Source organism: Rheinheimera tilapiae, assembly GCF_042432165.1.
Classification (GTDB): Bacteria; Pseudomonadota; Gammaproteobacteria; order Enterobacterales; family Alteromonadaceae; genus Pararheinheimera; species Pararheinheimera tilapiae.
Window position 1 is genome coordinate 64,261 of the sequence record NZ_JBHLXP010000001.1, and the last position, 20,008, is coordinate 84,268.

Consider the following 20,008-nt stretch of genomic DNA (forward strand, 5'->3'; position numbering starts at 1 on the left):
GGTCGTTTATTTATTGAGCGTATTGCTGTCCATAATATTTACATATGTAAAATCACTAAAGATAACCAATTGTTTATTAATGTATTTATTGGTGGTGCGAATATTGCATTTTTGTTTCTTCGCGGCGTGCGGGTATCGAGCCTCACGCAAAAATTCCTTCATTCTGCACCGAGGATCTGCATGACATTCCGTTCTGTTTCCCCTTTATTGCGTATCAGTATTTTATGTGGTGGTTTGCTGGCTGGTTGGTCAGCTCAGGCCACAGTGGTCAGCCCTTCAGGCCTGGGTTTTCTGGACCTGGGAAAAACAACCGTTGATCAGACCACAGGCCTGGAATGGCTGGACCTGACCGAAACCCGTGGTCGTTCTTTACAGGACGTCATGACAGATTTAACAGACGCAGGTGGCCAGTTTAAAACACAAGACCGTTGGCGGGTGGCGACCAAACTGGATTTCCGTAGCCTGATGTCGAATTGGTTTGGCCTGAATTATCAGGGATATCATTATGATACCAAGGTCAGTACGGCACCTCTGATTCGATTATTGGGGGATGTCGCTGATGCGGAGCTGGATGCTGAGAATTTCTGGGCGGATTTCGCCGATGGTTCTGCAGGATTTGCCAGCGGAATATTGGCTGATGAGTTTAATTTCTGGGGTGTATCGACTCATCGTTCCCTTGCCATTGTTGTTGATTACCACGTTGTCTATCGGAAAAGCCGTAAATTTGTTGAAGACTACGTCGATTACATTGATGACTATGGTTGGGGCGATCTGAATAATGCCGATGCCAGGGCCGGAGTGTATTTATATCGTGAGTACCAGCCGGAACCAAATACTGTTGCAGCTCCTGCACCTTGGTTACTCGGAGTCTTTGGTTTAGGTCTGCTTTGCTGGTATCGCCGAGCGCAGCGCTAACCCAACAGCTTGCGGGCTTTCCTGGCATGGAATGGCTGTAAATCCATGTCCCGGTTCAGCCCGCGGTTCCCACCAGTCGTCCCAGCCGTAACAGACATGCCTACCGCAATGTTATGCTGTTTTAGCATCGCTATTGAGGTATCTATATGAAAAACAGTTGTATTTTTTTGCTGGCTTTGATGGCACTGATGACTAACGCCCATGCGGCTGAGTCGCAAACGCAGCAGCTGGAAACTGCAGTCAGCGGTCTGTGGCAGGCAATGTCGCATGCACCCGGTGTGGCCGCTGATATTGCGGCGTTGCAGCCTTTATTTCACCCGGACGCTGTGGTGGCAGGTGCGAGGCCCGGCGGGGCGCTCAGCCAGCAAAGTGGCGCTGCTTTTTTGCAAAGTCTTAGCCAAGTCAGTGCCAAAGGTTTTTATGAGTGTGAAATTGGCCGCGAAGTACGGCTGTATGGTCAGTTTGCTACAGTGCTGAGTCTGGTCGAGTCCAGAGGGGCGCCAACCCAAAAAGATGCGGATTTCACCGGTATCAACAGTCTGCAGTGGTATCACAATGGCGAAAAATGGCAGCTGCTTTCTCTGTATTATTATCTGGAGCAAAAGCCGGGTGAGCTAAAACTATGGCCGTTAGCTGCAGGTGCCCGTCGCGCCTCTGCCGGTGCATGCTTGTAATACTGCAGATGGCTTGATTAATCTGCCAAAGCACTGAAGAATGGGGCCATCCCGAGATCGTGGTTTGTTTGGCCGCGAGAGTATTTGCAGAGTGTTCCAATGGTCCTTGCCCAAGCCCGCCATCTGCTCGCGCAGGTGCTGCATCCTTTGAGTTATGAGCAGTTTTTCCAGGAAGTGGTCAGCCGCCGCCCACTGTTATTGGCGGCTGATGCGGCGTTGCCGGCGCGGCAGTTGTTGGGACCGGATCCGAAAGCGCTGTTGCTCAGTCAGTTCGCTGCATACGCCGCCACATTGACCTGCCATATTCGTCAGGCACAAGTTCCGGCACCAAAACCTCGTGCTGTGCCTGATGCGGCCGCTTTTGCCGGCTTGCTGGCCGAGTATCACTCGAATGACTACACAGTACGGTTTCCAGATGTGACCAATGCTACACCAGAACTGGCGGCGTTTAACCGTGCGCTGACGCTGCTGTTTGGCAATCCGGCCAGCACTGTATTGTTCTGGAGCCTGACCGGTGCCGAAGCGCCGGTGCATGATGATGAAGTCGATGTGATTGCGATCCAGCTGGTGGGCACCAAACGCTGGTTTATTTCCGACGAGCCGCCAAAACTACCGAATAAATGGAAAGCGCTGGGCGCCAGTGTGCCACCGCTTGGCACGCACCGTATCTATGACGTCAAACCCGGTGATTTATTGTATCTGCCGCGTGGTACCACGCACACGGTGCAATCGACCGGCGAATCGCTGCATATCTCCATCGGCTTTGTGCCGGTGACTATCCGGGAAGCTATTGGCAGCGCGCTCGACTATATGGCCGATTTTGAAAAACCGCTGCGGGCCAATGCCGCGGGCCGTGCCGATGCACTGGCCCATGGGCAGGAGCTGGATTTAGCCGGAGCCCAGATGCGGGCAGGGCTGGAACGGCTGCTGCAGCTATGCCAGCAACCCGGTTTTATCGAAGCAGCGCTAGCACACCGGCAGGCCCGCATGCTGCTGGAATTGCCGAAGCTGACAAAACCTGCCGCTGAGATGCCGCCGCTGAACCGCGAGACGCGGGTGCAACAAACGCCGCTGGCGATAGGGCAGGTCAATGTCCTGCCGCATATCCTCGATTTTCGTTTCCCCGGCGATCAGCTACTGGTGCATCCGGCGGTGGCGCCCAGCATGGAATTTGTCCGCCAGACACCGCAGTTCGCGGTCAAAGACATTCCCGGTCCAATTGGCGACGATGTCCGCTTAGTGCTGGTAGAAAAGCTACTGCACAGCGGGTTTTTGCAGTTGGTTTAGGCTTGGCAGGACCAACAACCCGTCAGGGTTTACAGCCAGCCCAGGCCTGAATGGCTGGCGTTAGTGCATCGATCACCGCTTTGCCTTCGACAAAACTACCGAGTGCACCTTCGCGAGCCAGCATCGCCAGATAGCTGTGCTGGTAGTCGATGAGCGGATAAGCACCATAGGCGCCGGGACTGGAGTGACGCTGCGCGCTGGCGCATTGCCCCGTATTGGATTGACCGGTGCTGCATTCCAGCCAATGACCCAGGCCATAAGGCCAGTCGGCGCCAAAACCACTGACGGCCGGTGAATTCAGCACCGTGGCATTACCACGTTGATTCGCCAGCATCTGTTGCTGCAGTGGTGCTGACAATAATTTCCCTTGCTGTAAGGCCCGCAAAAAATCCAGATATTGCTGCGCAGTCCAGTGCATGCCACCGGCGAGGCGCGGATTGCCGCTAGACGGCAAGTCATAACGCGCGGTGCTGAATAACCCTGTTTGCTGCACAAAGCTACGAAACAGACCTTGCCAGTCAGCAGCTCCGGCGGCGCGAATGGCCATCAGCCCTGCGACCTGCAAATGCAGGCCATTATAATCAAACACGGCGCCCGGCTGGCGGCCATTGGCGCTGTTATTGCTGACGCCCTGGCGCACACACTGGGCAAAATCGGCGCCGGGCAAATTCAGACATAAGGGTTCTTCGGTCAGGCCCGAGGTAAAACTCAGCAGCTGCTGCAAAGTCATTTGCGACAGCGGATGATTGGCGCTTAGAGGCCAGTCCGTTAGCCGGCTGGCTGCGGTGTCACTGAGTTTCAGCACGCCGCTGTCGACCAGTCGAAGAATAATCACGGCGCTGACCCATTTGGACGTTGATGCCGATTCGTAAGCCGTCACGGCGCTGGATGCCCCGCGCGAGTAGCTGAAGGCTCTGCCGTCGAAGCGCTCCAGCAACAAGGTAAAGTCAGTGTCGGTTTTCACTGCGCTGGCCTGCTGGCGCAGGCCTTGTTCCAGCGCACTGAGGTCGCAGCTAGCTTGCGGCGGTTGTGTGGGAGTTGCCGGCGTACTGGTGTCGCTGCCGCCGCCACAAGCCGCCAGACAAAGTGAAGTGAATAACGCACTGACGATCTGACGACGGATTGGCATAGTTGTACTTCCCTGTAGTGCCCTAACTCGTTTCAGTCTGGCACGACATGCTTGCAGCGCACAGTCAGCCTGAGGTAAAGGTCTGGTAAATCTGTCTGATCAGGGCTGGCTGACTCTGCAACGGATCAGCCGATTGCTGCTGGAGATGAGTTGAAGCTTATTCTGCCCGCGTCACTATCGGAAAGGTTGCCGGTGCTTTGTCAATCAAGCCGAAGAACCGCACCAGATCGATTTTGCTGCCCGTCACGGTTAAATCGTCACTGAAAATCGTGTCTTTGACGCCGGCTACACCAGCAATCATTTTCACCAAGATTTGGCTGGTCAGCGCCAAGGTTGCGTTGGCGTCCGCCTCTGGCGCTGCGGGTTTAAAATGCAGTACCGAATTTTCCAGCCACAGCACATATTGCTCGCCGCTGTCGGTCAGTACCAGATTGATTTTGTAGTCTTTTCCCTCTGCGGCAGGCCCGTTCAGTCCGGCGGCCATCGCCTCCAGAAATCGTTCGGTTGGTACCCGCTGTAACATCTCCAGCATCTGCGCTTTGGAAATGCCTTGCGCCGGAGGGCCCTGGCGTAATTCCTGGGCTGCGGTCAGATAGGCATTGCGCCAGGTCGCCGCTTCGCTTTGATAGCCGAGTTGGTCAAAGGTTTTTGCCAGTAACTGTTTTGCCTGTTGATTGCCGGCGTCTGCCATCACCAGATGGTTTAGGAGTTCAGCAGCCCAGCGGAAATCACCCTGGTCAAAGGCCGTCTGGGCAGCACTTAACGCCTTGTCGGCGCCAATCAGCGCCAGATAACGTTTGCCGGCTTCAGTGGGGGGCAGCGGATCGAGACGGGCCGGATTGCCATCGTAAAACCCCAGATAAAACTGATAAACCGCTTTGACGTTGTGGCGCAAATCACCGTAATAGCCGCGCGAATGCAGCTGCTTCGCCAGCGACTCAGGCAAGCTGATGCGGTCGGCAATTTCTGTGGCGGTCAGGCCCTGATTCATTAACCGCACCGTTTGGTCGTGAGTATATTTGTACATGTCGCGCTGCACCCTGATGAATTCGCGGATGCGGGCATTGCCCCACATCGGGTGATGGTGCTGTGCGATAAAGATCTCGGTGTCAGCCAGTAGATCAAGCGACTGTTGCAGGTACTTCGACCACTGCAGCGCATCACGTACTTTGGCGCCGCGGATCGGCAGCAGGTTGTGCATAGTCCGGCTCAGGTTCTCCGCGCCATTGAAGACCTTTTTATCCGGCAAGCTAAAGGTCATTTCTGCCGGTGACTCGGCGCCGGGTTGGTTGTAAAACACGAAGTTGACGCCGTCGATTTGCATCGGCTGTACCGGTTGGTCGATGACGATATTCGGCGGCAAAATCCCCATCGAACCGTACACCACCTCTTTGCCAAGCCCGGTATCGATATTGCCGGTGGCACTGCGCGGCAGATTTTTACCAAACTGATACATAGAGCGGCGCGCCATTGCGTTGCCGACCATGATGTTTTCGCTGGTCGCTTCGGCCATAAACCCCAAAGATGCCACCACCGGCACCTGACGCTGCTGCACTTCTTCGCTGCTGACCACACCCAGCGCACCGCCAAAGTGGTCGGCGTGGGCGTGCGTGAAGATCAAACCGCTCACGGGTTTATCGCCCAGATGTTGGCGGGCAAACGCCAGCGCAAAAGCGGCTGATTCTGTCGCGGTCAGCGGGTCAACCAGAATAAAGCCGTTGTTGCCTTCAATCAGCGTCATATTGGCAATATCAAAACCCCGTAGCTGATAGACGCCATCGGTGACTTTGAATAAGCCAACCTGCGCATTGAGTAGGGCGTGACGCCACAAAGCCGGATGAACACTCTGCGGTGCTGCGCCTTGCAAAAAATCATAAGCGGCAAAATCTTTTAGCACCGTACCTTCGGCATTGGTGATTTGGCCGGAGGGTTTGGCAATAAAACCGCGTGTGGCTTCCGCCATATCCAGCGGGTCGGCCAGATCCAGAGTTTTCGCCATATCATTATTGCGCTGCAGCACTGCGGGACTGACACCGCTTGCCGCAACCGGCGCGGTATTCTGCTCACAAGCCGACAAACTCAGCAGTGCGATCAGCCCGCTGCATCTAAGTATTTTTTGCATTATTTGCTCCTAGAAATTGGCGTCACCCTGGCGCAGTAAATCGGCCAGCTTTTCGCCGATCATGATGCAGGGTGCATTGGTATTCCCACCAATCAGCGTGGGCATGATGGAGGCGTCGGCCACGCGCAACCGCTTAATGCCCCGGACCCGCAACTGCGCATCGACAACGGCTAACGGGTCGTGATCGGGGCCCATTTTGCAAGTTCCAGCCGGGTGATATTGCGTATCAGCGCGGTTTCGAATGTCTTCAGCAATAGCGGCTGGATCGTTAGCCTGCACCGGATACAGCATGTCACCGCGAATGGCATCAAAAGCAGCGGATTCGATCAGTCGTTGCTGGAACTGCGCCCCTTTAACCAGCAGCGGCAGATCGCGCGGATCTGCTAAAAAGTTCGGGTCGATGTGCGGGGCGACATGCGGATCTGTGCTCGCCAGCCGCACGCTGCCGCGGCTGTATGGCCGCAATAAGTCAACATGACAGGAAATACCATGACCCAGATGCATCTTGCGGGCATGGTCATCGACAATGCCGAGCACAAACACCAGCTGGAAGTCCGGCACCTCCACCTCAGCGGATGAACGGAAAAACGCACCACAAGTCGCGATCGCGCTGCTGATCATGCCGGTCCGGTGCTGTTTCCATTCCAGCATGGCGGCAGCAATTTTCGCCGTGCCGCGCCATGACAGACCAAAAGTCGCGGTGTCGCTGGGTACCCGCCAGGCCTGGACATAGTCGATATGATCCTGCAAATTCTGGCCAACCCCGGGTAAATCACAGACGACCGGAATGCCGAGTTGTTGTAAGTCAGCGGCCGGACCTATGCCGGATAGTTGCAGCAATTGCGGCGAGCCAAAGGCGCCGGCGGAGATGATGACTTCGCGCCGGGCCAGCACTGTATGCAGTGTGCCATGTTGGTAATAGGCGACACCGGTCGCTTGCCGGCCGTCCAGAATGATCTTGGCCGCAACAGCAGCTGTGATGATGTGCAGATTGGGCCTGCTCCGATTGGGTGTCAGAAAGGCTTTGGCGGTGCTGCAGCGTTCGCCGTTTTTGTGGGTCACCTGATACTGAAAGGCGCCTTCCTGACCGGCTCCATTGTAGTCCGGGTTCAGCGCGAGGCCATTGGCCACCGCTGCCTGCAGAAACAAATCATTCACCGGGCTTTGAAATGCCTGGTAGGTCACATTCAGGCCGCCGCCCTGACCATGAAAGGCATCGCTGAACTGTTCGTTATGTTCGGAGCGTTTAAACAGCGGCAGCAGTTCGTCATAGCTCCAGCCGGGGTTGCCAAGTGCGGCCCAGTGGTCGTAGTCGCAGCGATTGCCCCGTACATACAACATGGCATTGATGGAACTGGAACCACCCAGTGTTTTGCCCCGTGGCTGATAGCCGCGGCGACCTTTTAAACCCGGTTGGGGCACAGTCTCAAACGCATAGTTATTGATTTTGGTCGGCACCATGGCCACAACACCAGCCGGCGCATGGATCAGCATGCTGTTATCCGGCCCCCCAGCCTCCAGCAGGCAAACGCTGACCGCAGAGTTCTCACTGAGGCGCGCGGCCAGCACAGCACCGCTGGAACCAGCACCGACAATGACGTAGTCAAACTGCTGTGGGCTCATCAAATCTCCTGCCGCTAGGGGCTGTTGAACTTTGGTGATTAATTCTTGTTCGTTTCGGCCACCGCGTGGTGGCGGCGTTTTCGGCGCGAAACGAGGCGCATGGCATAGTGATTCTATGTGAGCAACGAGTGACAAAGCCCAAAACGCCGCCAAACGAACCCGCAGGGCAGCGTTTGGCAGCTCTTTCTGCTGTGTTAGTACTCGTTTGTGTAGAATAACTACACGGCGCTCGCACTGCCTTGCATAAGCCGGCCACCGCGTGGTGACAAACTGCTGCAAAAACAAGCACCAAAGATCAACAGCCCCTAAAGCCTGTGCCATCACGCGATTGCTGAATCATCAGATGCTGGCTACTATTTGTCCAATGCATTTAAAACATTAAAACTATTACTGGAACTCATATATGGAGCTACGCCAACTGCGTCATCTGATGGCCGTGATTGAGCAGGGCAGTTTTAGCCGGGCGGCCGAAGTGGTCCATCTGACCCAGCCTGCATTGACGCGCAGTATTCAGGCGCTGGAAGCCAGTGTTGGATCGCCGGTACTGGAGCGAAATCGGGGGGCGTTGCTGCCGACTCAAATTGGTGAACTGTTGTTGCGACATGCGCGGGCGCTCGATTGCGCCACCCGCGATTTAGAGCGCGATATCGCCTTGACCAAAGGTCTGGAGTTGGGGGAGTTGCGCATTGGGGTCGGGCCTTATGGCGGTTCGGCATTGGTCGGCCCGGTGATTGGCCGGTTGCATCAGCTGCATCCGGGATTGCAATTAAAAACGGTATTAGCGCCGTGGCAGGAATTACCCGATCGTGCGCGGGCGCGTGAAGTTGACCTGATTGTGGTTGAACTGAGTCAGGTGCAGCAGATGGAGGATTTTGCTTTCAGTGCTTTACAGGAACATGCAGTGATCCCGGTCTGTCGCCCGCAGCATCCGCTGACGCAGCTGGCCCAGCCGTCCGCCACAGACATCTTCAGCTACCCGCTGGCGGGACCGAGCTTACTGCCGGGCATGCGGCAGGCGCTGGAGCAGCTGCGGCCGGCCGCTAAACAGCAAAAGACACCTTTGCTGGCGGTGGAATGTGATCTGGCGAGTATGCTCAAAGACGTATTGCGTCATTGTGACGCGGTGTCGCTGATGCCCGGATTTATGGTCGCTGCAGATCTGGCCGCCGGCTCCCTGGTCAGCGTGCCCGGCTTAGCGTTAGGCCTGAAGGCGCGCTTTGGCTGCGCCTGGCTGCAGGCCAGAACCGTCTCGACGGTAGCCGCCCGCTTTATGCAACTTCTGCAGGAGCATGACCAGCAGCTGTATCAGTTAAAACAGACAGAATAGCGGGGGGCACCGCTATTCTGTGATTGGCTCCGATGGTTCATTGCATTGAATTTACCACTCAATTGCAAAGCAAACTTACTAGTCGTGGTAAATCCATCGGACCACTCGCTGCAGCTAACTCAACACTTTAATCAAAATTCTACTCCGAGAGCAGTGCCTCAACCGTCAAAATCTCAAAGTTGGAAAACTACTTCAGAACGTGGCTTTGTGCCCAAAGCGGACATTCATAAAAAACATGGACGCGATTAGCCTCATGTAAACTGCACTAACTTAGAGATAACCCACTTTTGAAGTGGGTCATCGTTTGTCCTTGGGTGCCACGCGACAATAACATCAAAAGGTTCTGGCACTTCATCCAGCTTGATTTCTACCAAGCTACTTTCATTCACAGCTCTTGAAGGTAAGAATGCGAGCGAATCTGTCACGTTTAGATATAAGGGTACAACTGAGAAACAAGGTGCTGTAATCACAACATTTCTCGTTAAATCATGTTTTTCAAACCAATCATCAATAGAACCTTTAAAATTTGGGCGCGAAGGCGATGCTGAAATATTAGGATGCTCAGCGACTTGTTTTAATGTTGCACTTATTTTTGGAATGCTAGAAAAATTTGATGTTACACATACATGCTGTTCTTCAAAAAGTTTCATCGTCAGATACGACGAAGGAACACAGTCAGGAAATGAGATCGCAAGATTTACTTTTCCACTTTCCATATAGTCATTTATTGAATTCACCTCAAAATCTCTGATAATTATTTTCAATTGAGGCGATTGAGTTCTTAACGTTTGAATTAAATGCGGTAGCACTATTTGTTGCGCGTAATCTGTAGCGGCAATAACGAATGTTCCTTGGGCTCTTTCTGGGTCGAATACGCGGGGCGATAACAAAGTTTGAAACTCTCTAAGTAATCTATCTATATCAACAGATAAGTTCTCAGCCAGTGGTGTAGGGATAAATCCATTTGTTTTTCTGATAAATAATCTATCTTCGAATACATCTCTAAGCTTTTTCAGTTGCTCACTGACAGCTTGTTGCGTCAAACCTAACTGATTCGCGGCCTTAGAAGCGCTTTTTTCACGAATAAGCGCTTGAAACACCCGTAGTTGCTTAATGTCTAACCGATCTAACTTACTCATATATCGTCCGATATCACCAGAAATTGGTTGTTAATTTAGCATAACAATTTTAATTGGTATCAATCACCTAAGATCATTGTTTTCAATTGTTGAGTTCGGGCAGTAGCATGGCTCTAACGAAAACAACATTGGTGGTGAGGCTTATGAAAACTGTTATTCTGATTGGTGCTTTAGGAAAGATGGGAAAGGCAGCTTTAACTGGCTTAGCAAAACATAAAGTGATCACAGCTGGTCGCTCTGGTGATGTTGATCATATCGTCGATATAACCAACGTCGATTCGATCAAAGCCTTGTATGAAAAAGTCGGACACTTCGACGCAGTTGTAAACACAGTCGGGTACTGCGAGTATGCCCCATTTACTGAAATGTCAGAAGCTCAGTGGATGACGACAGTGATGAGCAAAATGATGGGCCAAATCAATCTTGTACGCATAGGACAGGATTACATCGCTGATAACGGCTCATTCACATTGATCAGCGGAATATTAAATGTCAAACCAATTCCTTATGCAATTGCAGATGCAACAACAAGTGGTGCAATTGATACCTTTGTAAAATGCGTTGCGTATGAGATGCCAAGAAATATCCGCATAAATGTCGTGAACCCAACGGTGTTGACAGAGGCATGGGATGTTTACGGTGATATGATGCCGGGTTTTGAACCTGTACCCGGCAGGCTTGTAGGGAAAGCATTCGAGCGATCAGTTGATGGTTTTATCACGGGCCAAGTACTATTTGTTGATGCTTGACCAGTAAGTCATAGAAATGAGCTTAACGAACTGCTCGTTAAGCTCTTGTTAACTGCATTTTCAATTCAGTATGTCTGCTTCTCGCTCTTTGCAGTCGGTCAAGTAACTGGATGATTACTGAAATTGGTAGTTACGTGAAAGTGCAACGGGTGGTAAGCCGCAAGTAATCGTGGCGGTAAATTGGGATGATGTTTTGCAGCTCCGAAACCGAAACCGGTTACCGCGAAGCCGTCAGGCCAGATAATCGCGACGCCGGCGAAAGCGGTCCTGCGGGACTTTTTCCGGTCCGCACCAATAAGCTTGATCAGCCATCAGCTGCGCGATGGCAGCGCTGTTATTGGCGACAAGTAAAGGCTGTATCCGCTCGCGGCTCGATGGTGTGTAATCGCCGCGATAACGCAAATCGACCACCAAATCGCGTACTTTGGCCGGCAGTGCGGCCCAGTCGGTCGCACCATACCGCGCCACCAAATCCGGCTTCTGGCAAATGCGCAGCACGTCGCCCACCATCTGTTGGTAGGTCAGCGCAAACAACAGTTTTTGCTGGCCGGGCGTGATCTCAAAGGTGCTCAGATTGTTCTGCACGATAAAAGATTTGCCAGCCGCCCCACTTAAACCGGCCGCTTTGGCAAACTGACTGGCGGCGGCCGGATCGAGGCCACAGGCAGTTAAATCCGCATTGATCCCGGCTGGCGTTTTATCGCGCATATCGTAACCACGGCCCAGCGTGACGCCGGAGCTGTCGGTGGGCACATGCGGATTGCGGCTAAAATAACGGCCGCGTTGTTCCATGCCTTCGGCATCAAAAGTCAGCTGGCCGGCGTCGACCTGAAAATCACCCTGACTGCCTTGTGCTGACGGTGGGAGCACGGGCACAGCTGTGGCTGCCGGCATGGGCGAAGACAACGCGATATAGGCTTTTGCGGCGTAGCCTTCCTGATTACCGGCCCGCACCCGATACCAGTCGCCGGCTTCCGCCAGTACCTGCACCGGCCGGTCTTTACTGAGTTTGGCGACAATAGCGCTTTGGCTGTCGGGCGCCTGGCGCAGATTTAACTGGCCAGACTGAATAGTGATAGTACCTTGTTGGTTCATGGCAAACCTCGGTGGATTCAGGCAAATAGCCAGACATTGGCAAATAACGGATGACGTTGCCGGCGGCGCAGTGGATCTGCCGGGCCAACCCCGTCCATGCTGTGACGGAGATCAAGATTGATGTCGCCGATCAGGTAATAACTGTGCTCCACCAGACCGTGCACCAGCTGACTGCAGTCGAGTTGTTGAATCTTTTGGTGCAGTGCTGCAGGCCTCGCGGCGCCGGCGGATCCGAGCCGATCCGGGTTGCCCTTGGTATAGTCTGAAATCACCAGCGCGTTGTCGCCTTTGTTGTGATACACAGTGACCTGGCGCGCCAGCTCATGAATTCTGCCCAATTTGGCCGGATCTTCCAGTGCGGTATCGTCGACATCGGGTGCACATAAAAATATCTGTTCAAACAACCGCGGCAAGGCATTACCGGGCGTAAAATCATCGATACGCCGTATAGTGTGTTGCAATAAATAGTTGCCCATCGAATGGCACAGCAGATGAATGCAGTGGCCACAGAGGGCTTGGCCTTGATTGCTCCGGTCGCGCAGATTGGCTAAGAAATCACGTAACTTCAGCAAACCACGACCAAAAGCAGCACCTGAGCCTTCGGCTTCTGCCCGGTCGCTGCGGTAAGAGGTAAATGGCAACGCCTGACCGTCGGATGGCCAGGTAAACAATAACACCAGCACTTTTTGCGTCGGATCGCCATATCCGGGCCGGTTTAACATCAATTGCAGCGCAGCAGCATTGGCGACGGCATCCTGCCACGACACATTAAAGCCATGAATAAACACCAGTACGTCCGAGCTTTGTAGCATTGCTTGCTGGATATCTTGGAACAGCGCGGCCGAGCCCAATTTTGCGCTCTGGCTGTCTTGATGAATGTCATTTTGCAGATCTTCGCGATATGCCTGAATCTGGGCGCGCGGCACCAGTTTACTCAGATATGCCATCAGACCCAGACCATCCCCCGCGCCGAGTTGATCCACTTGTCCCTGCAAATGTTTCTGCACTTTGGTATCGTCAATGTCCAGACTGACCCGGCCAAAGCGCAGGTTTTCCATGCCATCGTCGCTGAACTTTTTGCCATAACCGGACGGTTGCCAGCGATCTTTGCCGAGGTGACAGCGGTTGGTGGCGTAGTATAAATCGAGTTGACTCATCACTGGTTCCTTGTGCGTCTGCTACGGATGGAGCGAGGCTGGATCCAAGCCTAGTGGAAAGCTGAAAAACCGCCAACTTCCGCTTGACCTTGCCATCGTGTTAAGGTCCAGACTAGGGCTGAACCCTTTGATTATTTGGAGCCTGTCAGCATGGATAATGTTGAATATGTATTACCTGTCAGCGGTTTACGTTGCATGTCCTGTGTGGCGCGCTTAGAAAAAGTGTTGCATCAACTTCCTGATGTGGCGACCGCGCAAGTGGATTTAATGGCGAAACAAATGCATCTGCAGCTGAACAACGCTGAAGCGCTGAGCGGAGTGATTGCGGCTGTGGAAGCTGCTGGTTTTCAGGTGGTGCAGCCGATGGTTGAAACCGATGAGCCGGCTGCAACCGAAAAGCTGGCGGCAACGCCTCAGACCGCGGCCAGCCAGCCAACAACTATTCAGCCAGCAGCCATTCAAACCACAGCCATTCCGAGTGTAACCCGCCAGGGCGCAGCGCCTGTCGACGAAGAACCTTTCTGGCCGGTGTTATTGGCCTTGCTGCTCAGTCTGCCGCTGCTGTTGCCGATGCTGGTGATGCCGTTTGGCTTCGACTGGATGCTGAGTCCTCTATGGCAATGGCTGCTGGCCACGCCAGTGCAATTCTGGCTAGGCGCGCGCTTTTATCGCGGTGCGTTTTATGCACTAAAAAACCGCAGTGGCAATATGGATTTGTTGGTTGCGCTTGGCACCAGCGCGGCCTATGGCTTGTCGGTGTGGCATTGGCTGAGCGCGCCGGCGGGGCACAGCGGGCACGCCGAGCTGTATTTTGAATCGGCCGCGCTGGTGTTGAGTTTTGTGTTACTGGGCAAATACCTGGAACAGCGCGCCAAAACCCAGACCCGCTCGGCACTGCAGGCATTGGCAGAATTGCAACCGGCGCAGGCCAGAGTCTGGCAGGGCGACAGTGCTGGCTGGCAACTGCTGGCGCTGACGCAAGTTCGCGCCGGCATGCATCTGCAGGTTAAACCCGGTGAGCGGATCGCGTTGGATGGCGTGGTGCTTAGCGGCCGCAGTCAGGTTGACGAAGCCTTGGTCAGTGGTGAAAGTCTGCCATTGCTGAAAGAGGTTGGCAGCAAACTGCGCAGTGGTGCGCTGAATCTGGATGGCGTGCTGGAGTATCAGGCCAGTAGCGCCCTGCATGATTCGCAGCTACAGCAGTTGATCCGGCAGGTGGAACAGGCGCAGCTGCAAAAAGCGCCGGTGCAACAATGGGTCGACCGCATTGCCGCCGTGTTTGTGCCGGTGGTGCTGGTGATTGCACTGCTGACGCTGCTGGGGCACGGATTTTATAGCGGCGACTGGGCAGTGGCCATTTTAAACGCAGTCGCAGTGCTGGTGATCGCTTGCCCTTGTGCGCTCGGCCTTGCCACGCCCGCGGCCTTGGTGGTGGGGTTAGGCCAGGCGGCGCGACACGGCATTTTGCTGAAAAATGCAGCCGTGCTGGATCAAGCGAGTCAGTTACAGCTGCTGGCGTTTGATAAAACCGGCACGTTAACGCAAGGAATGCCGCAGATCAGCGCGCGTCAGATCTTTACCGCTCAAGCTGAAGCTGAGTTGTTCAGCATCGCCTGTGCGTTGCAGCAACACAGTGAACATCCGCTGGCAAAAGCGTTCCGGCTGGACGCCAGTGCGGCATTACCGGTTATTACTGGTTTTCAGGTAATCGCTGGCGTTGGCGTCGCGGCGACGCTCACTAGCAATGATCAGCGCTGGCAGCTGGGGAGTGCACAGCTGTTACAGGCGGCCGGGCTGACACTGCCGGCGGACTTACAATCGCATGACGGCAGTCAGGTGTTTTTAATACAGCTGGACCCGCAACCGCAGCTGGTCGCGGTATTTTGGCTACAAGACCAAATCCGCCCAGACAGCGCTGCGGCGGTGCAATTGCTGCAGGCACAAGGTTATCAGCTGGCACTGCTCAGTGGCGACAATGCCCGCACTGTGGCGCAGGTCGCAGATGCCTTGGGCATTGCCGACTATCACAGCGCGATGACACCGGCGGCAAAGCTGGAATACTTGCAACAGGCGCAGCAACGCGGCCGCAAAGTGGCGATGGTCGGTGATGGTATCAATGATGCGCCTGCCTTAGCGCAGGCCGATTTGGGCATCGCGCTGGCGAGTGGCACCGAAGTGGCAGCAGCGGTGGCCGGTATTCAGCTGCTGGACGGTGACTTACGCAAAGTTGCGGCCGCGCTGGATATCGCCCGCGCGACGCGCCGGGTCATTTGGCAAAATCTGGGCTGGGCTTTTGGTTTTAATCTGCTGGCCATTCCGGCGGCGGCTTTGGGCTATTTGTCGCCGGTGATTGCCGGCGGTGCCATGGCGCTGTCCAGCGTACTGGTGGTCAGTAATGCATTGCGGTTAAAGCGCTGGACGCCACAGCTTGCGCTGGCAAAGGGACAGCAATGAGAGAGGAAGGGCGATGATGGCGAAGGACTGGCTGACCATCGGTGAAGCAAGCAAACTGACTGGCCTTAGCGCCAAAATGCTGCGGCATTATGAAAGCCGGGGGTTGTTAAAACCGGGCCGCAGCCCCAGCGGCTATCGATTGTATCCGCAAAGTCAGCTGGCGCAGTTACAGCTGATTTATCAGGCGAAGCAGCTGGGCTTTTCTTTGGCTCAGGTGGAAGCCTTATTGGTACTATGGCAGCAACCCGACCGCGCCAGTCGTGATGTGCAGGCGCTGGCTCAAGAGCAGTTAGCATTGGTCAGCGCTAAAATCAGCCAGTTGCAACAATTGCAGCAGCAATTACAAAGTCTGGTAAATCATTGTGCCGGTGACGATTCATCTGACTGCAGTATTTTGCGCGAACTGAGCGGGCAGAAAGACTAAATGACCCGCCATTAGCGGGTCAGCGGCAAGGTCAGCCCCATGCCAATCGACTCTGGCGCTACGTCAGCAAAACCGAATTGTTGATACAGGTACTTGGCGTCGCCATCGGCGATCAGATTGACATAACAGCTGTCCGGTAACTGCGTTTGAACATAATGCATCAGCGCCTGCATGATTTGTTTACCGAGGCCTTTGCCCTGATGCTGCGGCAACACGGCGATATCACAAATCTGGCAGTGACAGCCACCATCGCCAACCAACCGGCCCATGCCAATCACCTTGCCGTCAAAACGGATCTGCACGGCAAACAACGTGGCTGCAAGACCAATCCGGGCGGCGGCTGGCGTTTTCGGACTGAGGCCGGTCGCGACGCGTAAATGACAATAATCTTCAACAGTGGGTGTTTGCGATTCCAGCACATAAGGCATGGTGATGTTCCTGTCAGTGAAAGCCGTTTAATGAAAGCCGTTTAATAAAAGTCATGATGTGGTTTTGCCGGTCATCTTTGATAAGCTGCTTGGCAGGTCCCGACCGTCAGACATAGTGCAAAATCACAGGAATAGGCGCAATGGAGAATATGCAAGCATTTGTATTAGATGTGTTTTGTAGCGGGAGTACGGCAGGGAACCCGGCCGCTGTCTGTGCGCTGACGGCTTGGCCTGCCGATCTGATGTTGCAGACGTTTGCAGCGGCGCAGTCGGCGCCTGTCACGGTATTTATTTTATTGCCGCCGGCACCAGCAACAGCGCAGCCGATACCGGTGCGTTGGTTTGCCGGTCGTCAGGAAATTAACTTATGTGGTCATGGCAGTCTGGCGGCAGCTGCTTTTGTACTGTCCCTGCGGCCACAGTGGCAGCAGGTCGTGCTCACCAGCATGTTTGGCAATATCAGCGTCGCGCGTAGCTCACTGTCAGTGGCGGGGTTGTCAGCTGGTCACAACAGTTTTGTCATGTGTTTACCGGCCTGGCCGGCACAACGCCCCGCGGAACTGAGGCAGTTGACCGAATCTTTGCGATTGTCGGCGCAGGGTCTAGTGCTGACCGACTATTTTGCCACACGGGACTTAGTTTTAGTGCTGGCAAGCGCCGCGCAGGTGCAGGCCTTTGAACCAGATTTTGCTGCGCTGCGGCAACTACAGCCTTACCACGCCACCATTCTGACTGCGCCGCTCTATGCAGACGATGGCCAGACTGTCATCGGCTACGTGCTGCGTTATTTTGCGCCCAACATCGGTATCAACGAAGATCTGGCGACTGGTTCGGCGCAATGTTCATTGGCACCTTATTGGCTGCGACACTTTGGTACCCAGCAGTTGCAGGTACAGCAACTCTCCAGTGCCGGTGGTTATTTTATCGTGGCTGCACATTCAGCGGATCAGATCGCTTTGCATGCGGTCGTGCGCGGCCTGCCGGAAGTTTCAGCTTGCGCTTGATGCGGCAGAACAGGCAAAAAATAGCCCGGGACAGAGACCGGGCAAAGTTACTCACAGGAAAACGAACCAGCTGATGGCGTGTGCGGGACACGCGGAAACACCAAATGTTCGGGTTAAGCCTAGGATAGAGTACGGTGGTATGGTTTGAGGCAGATCAAGTCTGTGGTGTTTTTGTCAGGCAGAAAAAAGGGGACCGAAGTCCCCTGATGATTGGCTCATGTTGCTGAGACAGTGAAACGCCGCTCAGCGCACGAACTTAGTTCACGGCAGCTTTCAGACCACGGCGGATCAGCAGACCATCGGTGGTCGGCTCTTTGCCACGGAAGGCTTTGTAAGCTTCCATCGGGTCTTTGGTGTTACCGACAGACAGGATGTTCTTACGGAAATTGGCACCGTTCTCCAGTTTCAGGCCACCTTGCTGCTGCACGAATGCAAAAGCGTCAGCCGCCAGAATTTCGGACCACATGTAAGCGTAGTAACCAGCTGAGTAACCGCCGCCCATTGAGTGACTGAAGTAAGTTGATTTGTAGCGTGGTGGCACTACCGCTAAATCAACACCGTGTTTTTTCAGCGCGTCGGCTTCAAATTTTTCCACGTCATCAATTTTGGTACCGGCTGGAATAGAGTGCCATTCCATATCCACTAACGCTGCTGCCATATATTCCAGAGTGTCGAAACCCTGGTTGAAGCTGCGTGATTTCATGATTTTCGCCAGCAGTTCGGCCGGGATCGCTTCGCCGGTTTTGTAGTGTTTGGCGTAGTTGCCAATCACGTCCGGGTGCGCAGCCCAGTCTTCCTGGAAGGTCGACGGGAATTCAACGAAATCGCGCGATACTGAAGTACCGGCCAGCGTCGGGTATTTCACTTTCGAGAAAATGCCGTGTAAGCCGTGGCCCAGTTCGTGGAAAATCGTTGTGACGTTGTCATAGCTCACCAGCGTCGGTTCGCCAGCCGGGCCTTTTGGAATGTTCATCACGTTGACTACGACTGGCTTGTCATTCAGCAGCTCGCTTTGTTCAACAAAAGAACTCATCCAGGCGCCACCTCGTTTACCTTCGCGGGCGAAGTAGTCGGCGTAGAAAATAGCCAGGCTGGTGCCATCGGCGTCAAATACTTCGTACGCTTCTACATCCGGGTGGTAAACCGGCAGATCTGGCCGTTTTTTGAAGCTGATACCAAACAGTTTGTTCATCGTATAGAACACGCCATCGTGTAATACGCGGTTGAATTCGAAGTATGGTTTCACTTCGTTTTCGTCTAAGTCGTATTTGGCTTTACGCACTTTCTCGGCGTAGAACTCCCAGTCCCATGGCTGCAGCTCGAAAGTGCCGCCGGTCTGTTTGATCATGTCCTGAATGGCTGCGGCTTCTTTTTTGGTGTTTTCCACCACAGTCGGCGCCATGCTGCCCAGCATGTCCATTACCGCTTTCGGATTTTTCGCCATGCTTTGGTCCAGCGAGAAATGCGCATGGGTGTCAAAGCCGAGTAACTTGGCACGCTCAGCGCGGATTTGCGCTAAACGGGCAACGATTGGCCGGTTGTCAGTTTCACCTTTGGTACCACGGTACGCCGAAGCTTCCCAGATTTGCTGACGCAGTTCACGGTTTTCCAGTTGTGCTAACGCTGGTTGACGTGTGGTGTTCGTGATTTCAATGATGTACTTGCCATCCTGACCTTTGGCTTTAGCGCCTTCAGCTGCTGCAGCGATCTCAGCATCAGAGAAACCGGCCAGTTTGGCTTTATCGTCAACAAAAATCGCGATGTCTTTGGTGATTTGCAGCAGATTCTGGCTGAACTTGGTGGTCAGTTTTGAGCTTTCTTCATTCAGTGCGCGGATTTGGGTTTTCTGCTCGTCGTTTAACTGAGCACCAGCGCGAACAAAACGCTCATAGGTCACTTCGGTCAGACGCAGCGATTCCGGGTCCAGATTCAGGCTGGCACGGTTGTCGTACACGGCTTTGACACGGGCGAACAGCGTTGGGTTCAGGTTGATATTGTCGCTGTGAGCGGCCAGTTTTGGCGAAATTTCGGCCTGGATTTTCAGGATCTCAGCATTGCTGTTGGAGCCTGACAGGTTGAAGAAGATACCGCTGGAACGGCCCAGCAGGTCACCGGTTTTTTCCATCGCCACGATAGTGTTGTCAAAAGTGGCGGGTTCAGCGTTATTGGCGATAGCTTCAATTTCTTTGGCGTGCTCTTCGATGCCTTGCAGCATTGCTGGCAGGAAATGCTCGGTTTTGATTTTGTCGAATTCAGGTGCTTGATACTGCAGAGCACTGCGTTTCAGCAATGGATTCTCTGCAGCCACTGCGGCTGTAGCTGGTTCAGCTTTTGCCGCTGCAGCATCTGCCGGAGCTGCTGCACTTTGCTCAGGCGCAGCCGGTTTATTGTCGGTACAGGCGCTTAATGCCAATACAGTAGCGACTGTGGTCGCAACGAGAGTTTTTTTCATCGTGGAGTCCTCTGGAACAGAAGTTTGAC

Annotated in this window: 16 protein-coding genes; 8 read left to right on the forward strand and 8 right to left on the reverse strand. The window is 54.1% G+C overall.

The window, feature by feature from the left end:
- Positions 1-180: 180 nt before the first annotated feature.
- The 3 genes from ACFFJP_RS00350 to ACFFJP_RS00360 all read left to right on the forward strand — a co-directional run bounded on the left by ACFFJP_RS00350 (position 181) and on the right by ACFFJP_RS00360 (position 2,876).
- Positions 181-915 (forward strand): hypothetical protein, encoded by a 735-nt coding sequence (locus ACFFJP_RS00350; protein WP_377239294.1) that lies wholly within the window; start codon positions 181-183, stop codon positions 913-915.
- 146 nt (positions 916-1,061) lie between these two features.
- Complete coding sequence (locus tag ACFFJP_RS00355) at positions 1,062-1,589, forward strand: nuclear transport factor 2 family protein (RefSeq protein ID WP_377239295.1); 528 nt, start codon at positions 1,062-1,064, stop codon at positions 1,587-1,589.
- A gap of 99 nt (positions 1,590-1,688) precedes the next feature.
- Positions 1,689-2,876: a JmjC domain-containing protein gene (locus ACFFJP_RS00360; RefSeq protein ID WP_377239296.1), complete on the forward strand. Its 1,188-nt coding sequence runs from the start codon at positions 1,689-1,691 to the stop codon at positions 2,874-2,876.
- Positions 2,877-2,898: 22 nt separating this feature from the next.
- Here the strand turns inward: ACFFJP_RS00360 and ACFFJP_RS00365 are convergent, their stop codons facing one another.
- From ACFFJP_RS00365 to ACFFJP_RS00375, 3 genes are all read right to left on the reverse strand, one after another.
- Positions 2,899-4,005 carry a serine hydrolase gene (locus ACFFJP_RS00365; RefSeq protein WP_377239297.1) on the reverse strand — a complete coding sequence of 369 codons (1,107 nt, stop codon included), beginning with the start codon at positions 4,003-4,005 and terminating at the stop codon, positions 2,899-2,901.
- A gap of 157 nt (positions 4,006-4,162) precedes the next feature.
- The gene (locus tag ACFFJP_RS00370; RefSeq protein WP_377239299.1) at positions 4,163-6,127 is read right to left on the reverse strand and encodes an alkyl/aryl-sulfatase; all 1,965 of its coding nucleotides are present in this window, start codon (positions 6,125-6,127) and stop codon (positions 4,163-4,165) included.
- A 9-nt stretch (positions 6,128-6,136) separates the two neighbouring features.
- Positions 6,137-7,750, reverse strand: coding sequence for a GMC family oxidoreductase (locus tag ACFFJP_RS00375; protein ID WP_377239301.1), 1,614 nt, complete (start codon positions 7,748-7,750; stop codon positions 6,137-6,139).
- A 403-nt stretch (positions 7,751-8,153) separates the two neighbouring features.
- On the opposite strand from ACFFJP_RS00375, the gene ACFFJP_RS00380 reads away from it, so the two are divergent.
- Positions 8,154-9,077, forward strand: a complete 924-nt coding sequence (locus ACFFJP_RS00380) for a LysR family transcriptional regulator (RefSeq protein ID WP_377239303.1) — start codon at positions 8,154-8,156, stop codon at positions 9,075-9,077.
- Between the two features lie 251 nt (positions 9,078-9,328).
- Here the strand turns inward: ACFFJP_RS00380 and ACFFJP_RS00385 are convergent, their stop codons facing one another.
- On the reverse strand, positions 9,329-10,216 hold the full coding sequence (locus tag ACFFJP_RS00385; protein ID WP_377239304.1) for a LysR family transcriptional regulator: 888 nt from the start codon (positions 10,214-10,216) through the stop codon (positions 9,329-9,331).
- Positions 10,217-10,359: 143 nt separating this feature from the next.
- Here ACFFJP_RS00385 and ACFFJP_RS00390 point away from each other — a divergent pair, with 143 nt between their 5' ends.
- Positions 10,360-10,965, forward strand: coding sequence for a short chain dehydrogenase (locus tag ACFFJP_RS00390; RefSeq protein ID WP_068069975.1), 606 nt, complete (start codon positions 10,360-10,362; stop codon positions 10,963-10,965).
- Positions 10,966-11,196: 231 nt separating this feature from the next.
- Here the strand turns inward: ACFFJP_RS00390 and ACFFJP_RS00395 are convergent, their stop codons facing one another.
- Together ACFFJP_RS00395 and ACFFJP_RS00400 are read right to left on the reverse strand one after the other, a co-directional pair.
- On the reverse strand, positions 11,197-12,060 hold the full coding sequence (locus ACFFJP_RS00395; protein ID WP_377239306.1) for a DUF8812 domain-containing protein: 864 nt from the start codon (positions 12,058-12,060) through the stop codon (positions 11,197-11,199).
- Positions 12,061-12,077: 17 nt separating this feature from the next.
- Positions 12,078-13,217: an alpha/beta hydrolase gene (locus tag ACFFJP_RS00400; protein ID WP_377239307.1), complete on the reverse strand. Its 1,140-nt coding sequence runs from the start codon at positions 13,215-13,217 to the stop codon at positions 12,078-12,080.
- 150 nt (positions 13,218-13,367) lie between these two features.
- Between ACFFJP_RS00400 and ACFFJP_RS00405 the strand changes: the two genes are divergently transcribed.
- Both ACFFJP_RS00405 and ACFFJP_RS00410 read left to right on the forward strand, forming a co-directional pair.
- Positions 13,368-15,671, forward strand: a complete 2,304-nt coding sequence (locus ACFFJP_RS00405; RefSeq protein ID WP_377239309.1) for a heavy metal translocating P-type ATPase — start codon at positions 13,368-13,370, stop codon at positions 15,669-15,671.
- Positions 15,672-15,684: 13 nt separating this feature from the next.
- Positions 15,685-16,095 carry a MerR family transcriptional regulator gene (locus ACFFJP_RS00410; protein ID WP_377239311.1) on the forward strand — a complete coding sequence of 137 codons (411 nt, stop codon included), beginning with the start codon at positions 15,685-15,687 and terminating at the stop codon, positions 16,093-16,095.
- Between the two features lie 11 nt (positions 16,096-16,106).
- Here ACFFJP_RS00410 and ACFFJP_RS00415 read toward each other — a convergent pair whose 3' ends face one another.
- Positions 16,107-16,523 carry a GNAT family N-acetyltransferase gene (locus ACFFJP_RS00415; RefSeq protein WP_377239313.1) on the reverse strand — a complete coding sequence of 139 codons (417 nt, stop codon included), beginning with the start codon at positions 16,521-16,523 and terminating at the stop codon, positions 16,107-16,109.
- A 140-nt stretch (positions 16,524-16,663) separates the two neighbouring features.
- Between ACFFJP_RS00415 and ACFFJP_RS00420 the strand changes: the two genes are divergently transcribed.
- Positions 16,664-17,527 carry a PhzF family protein gene (locus tag ACFFJP_RS00420; protein WP_377239315.1) on the forward strand — a complete coding sequence of 288 codons (864 nt, stop codon included), beginning with the start codon at positions 16,664-16,666 and terminating at the stop codon, positions 17,525-17,527.
- Positions 17,528-17,783: 256 nt separating this feature from the next.
- On the opposite strand, the gene ACFFJP_RS00425 is transcribed toward ACFFJP_RS00420, so the two are convergent.
- Entirely contained in the window at positions 17,784-19,979 is a 2,196-nt protein-coding gene (locus tag ACFFJP_RS00425; protein ID WP_377239317.1) for a M3 family metallopeptidase, read from the reverse strand.
- Between the last annotated feature and the right edge of the window lie 29 nt (positions 19,980-20,008).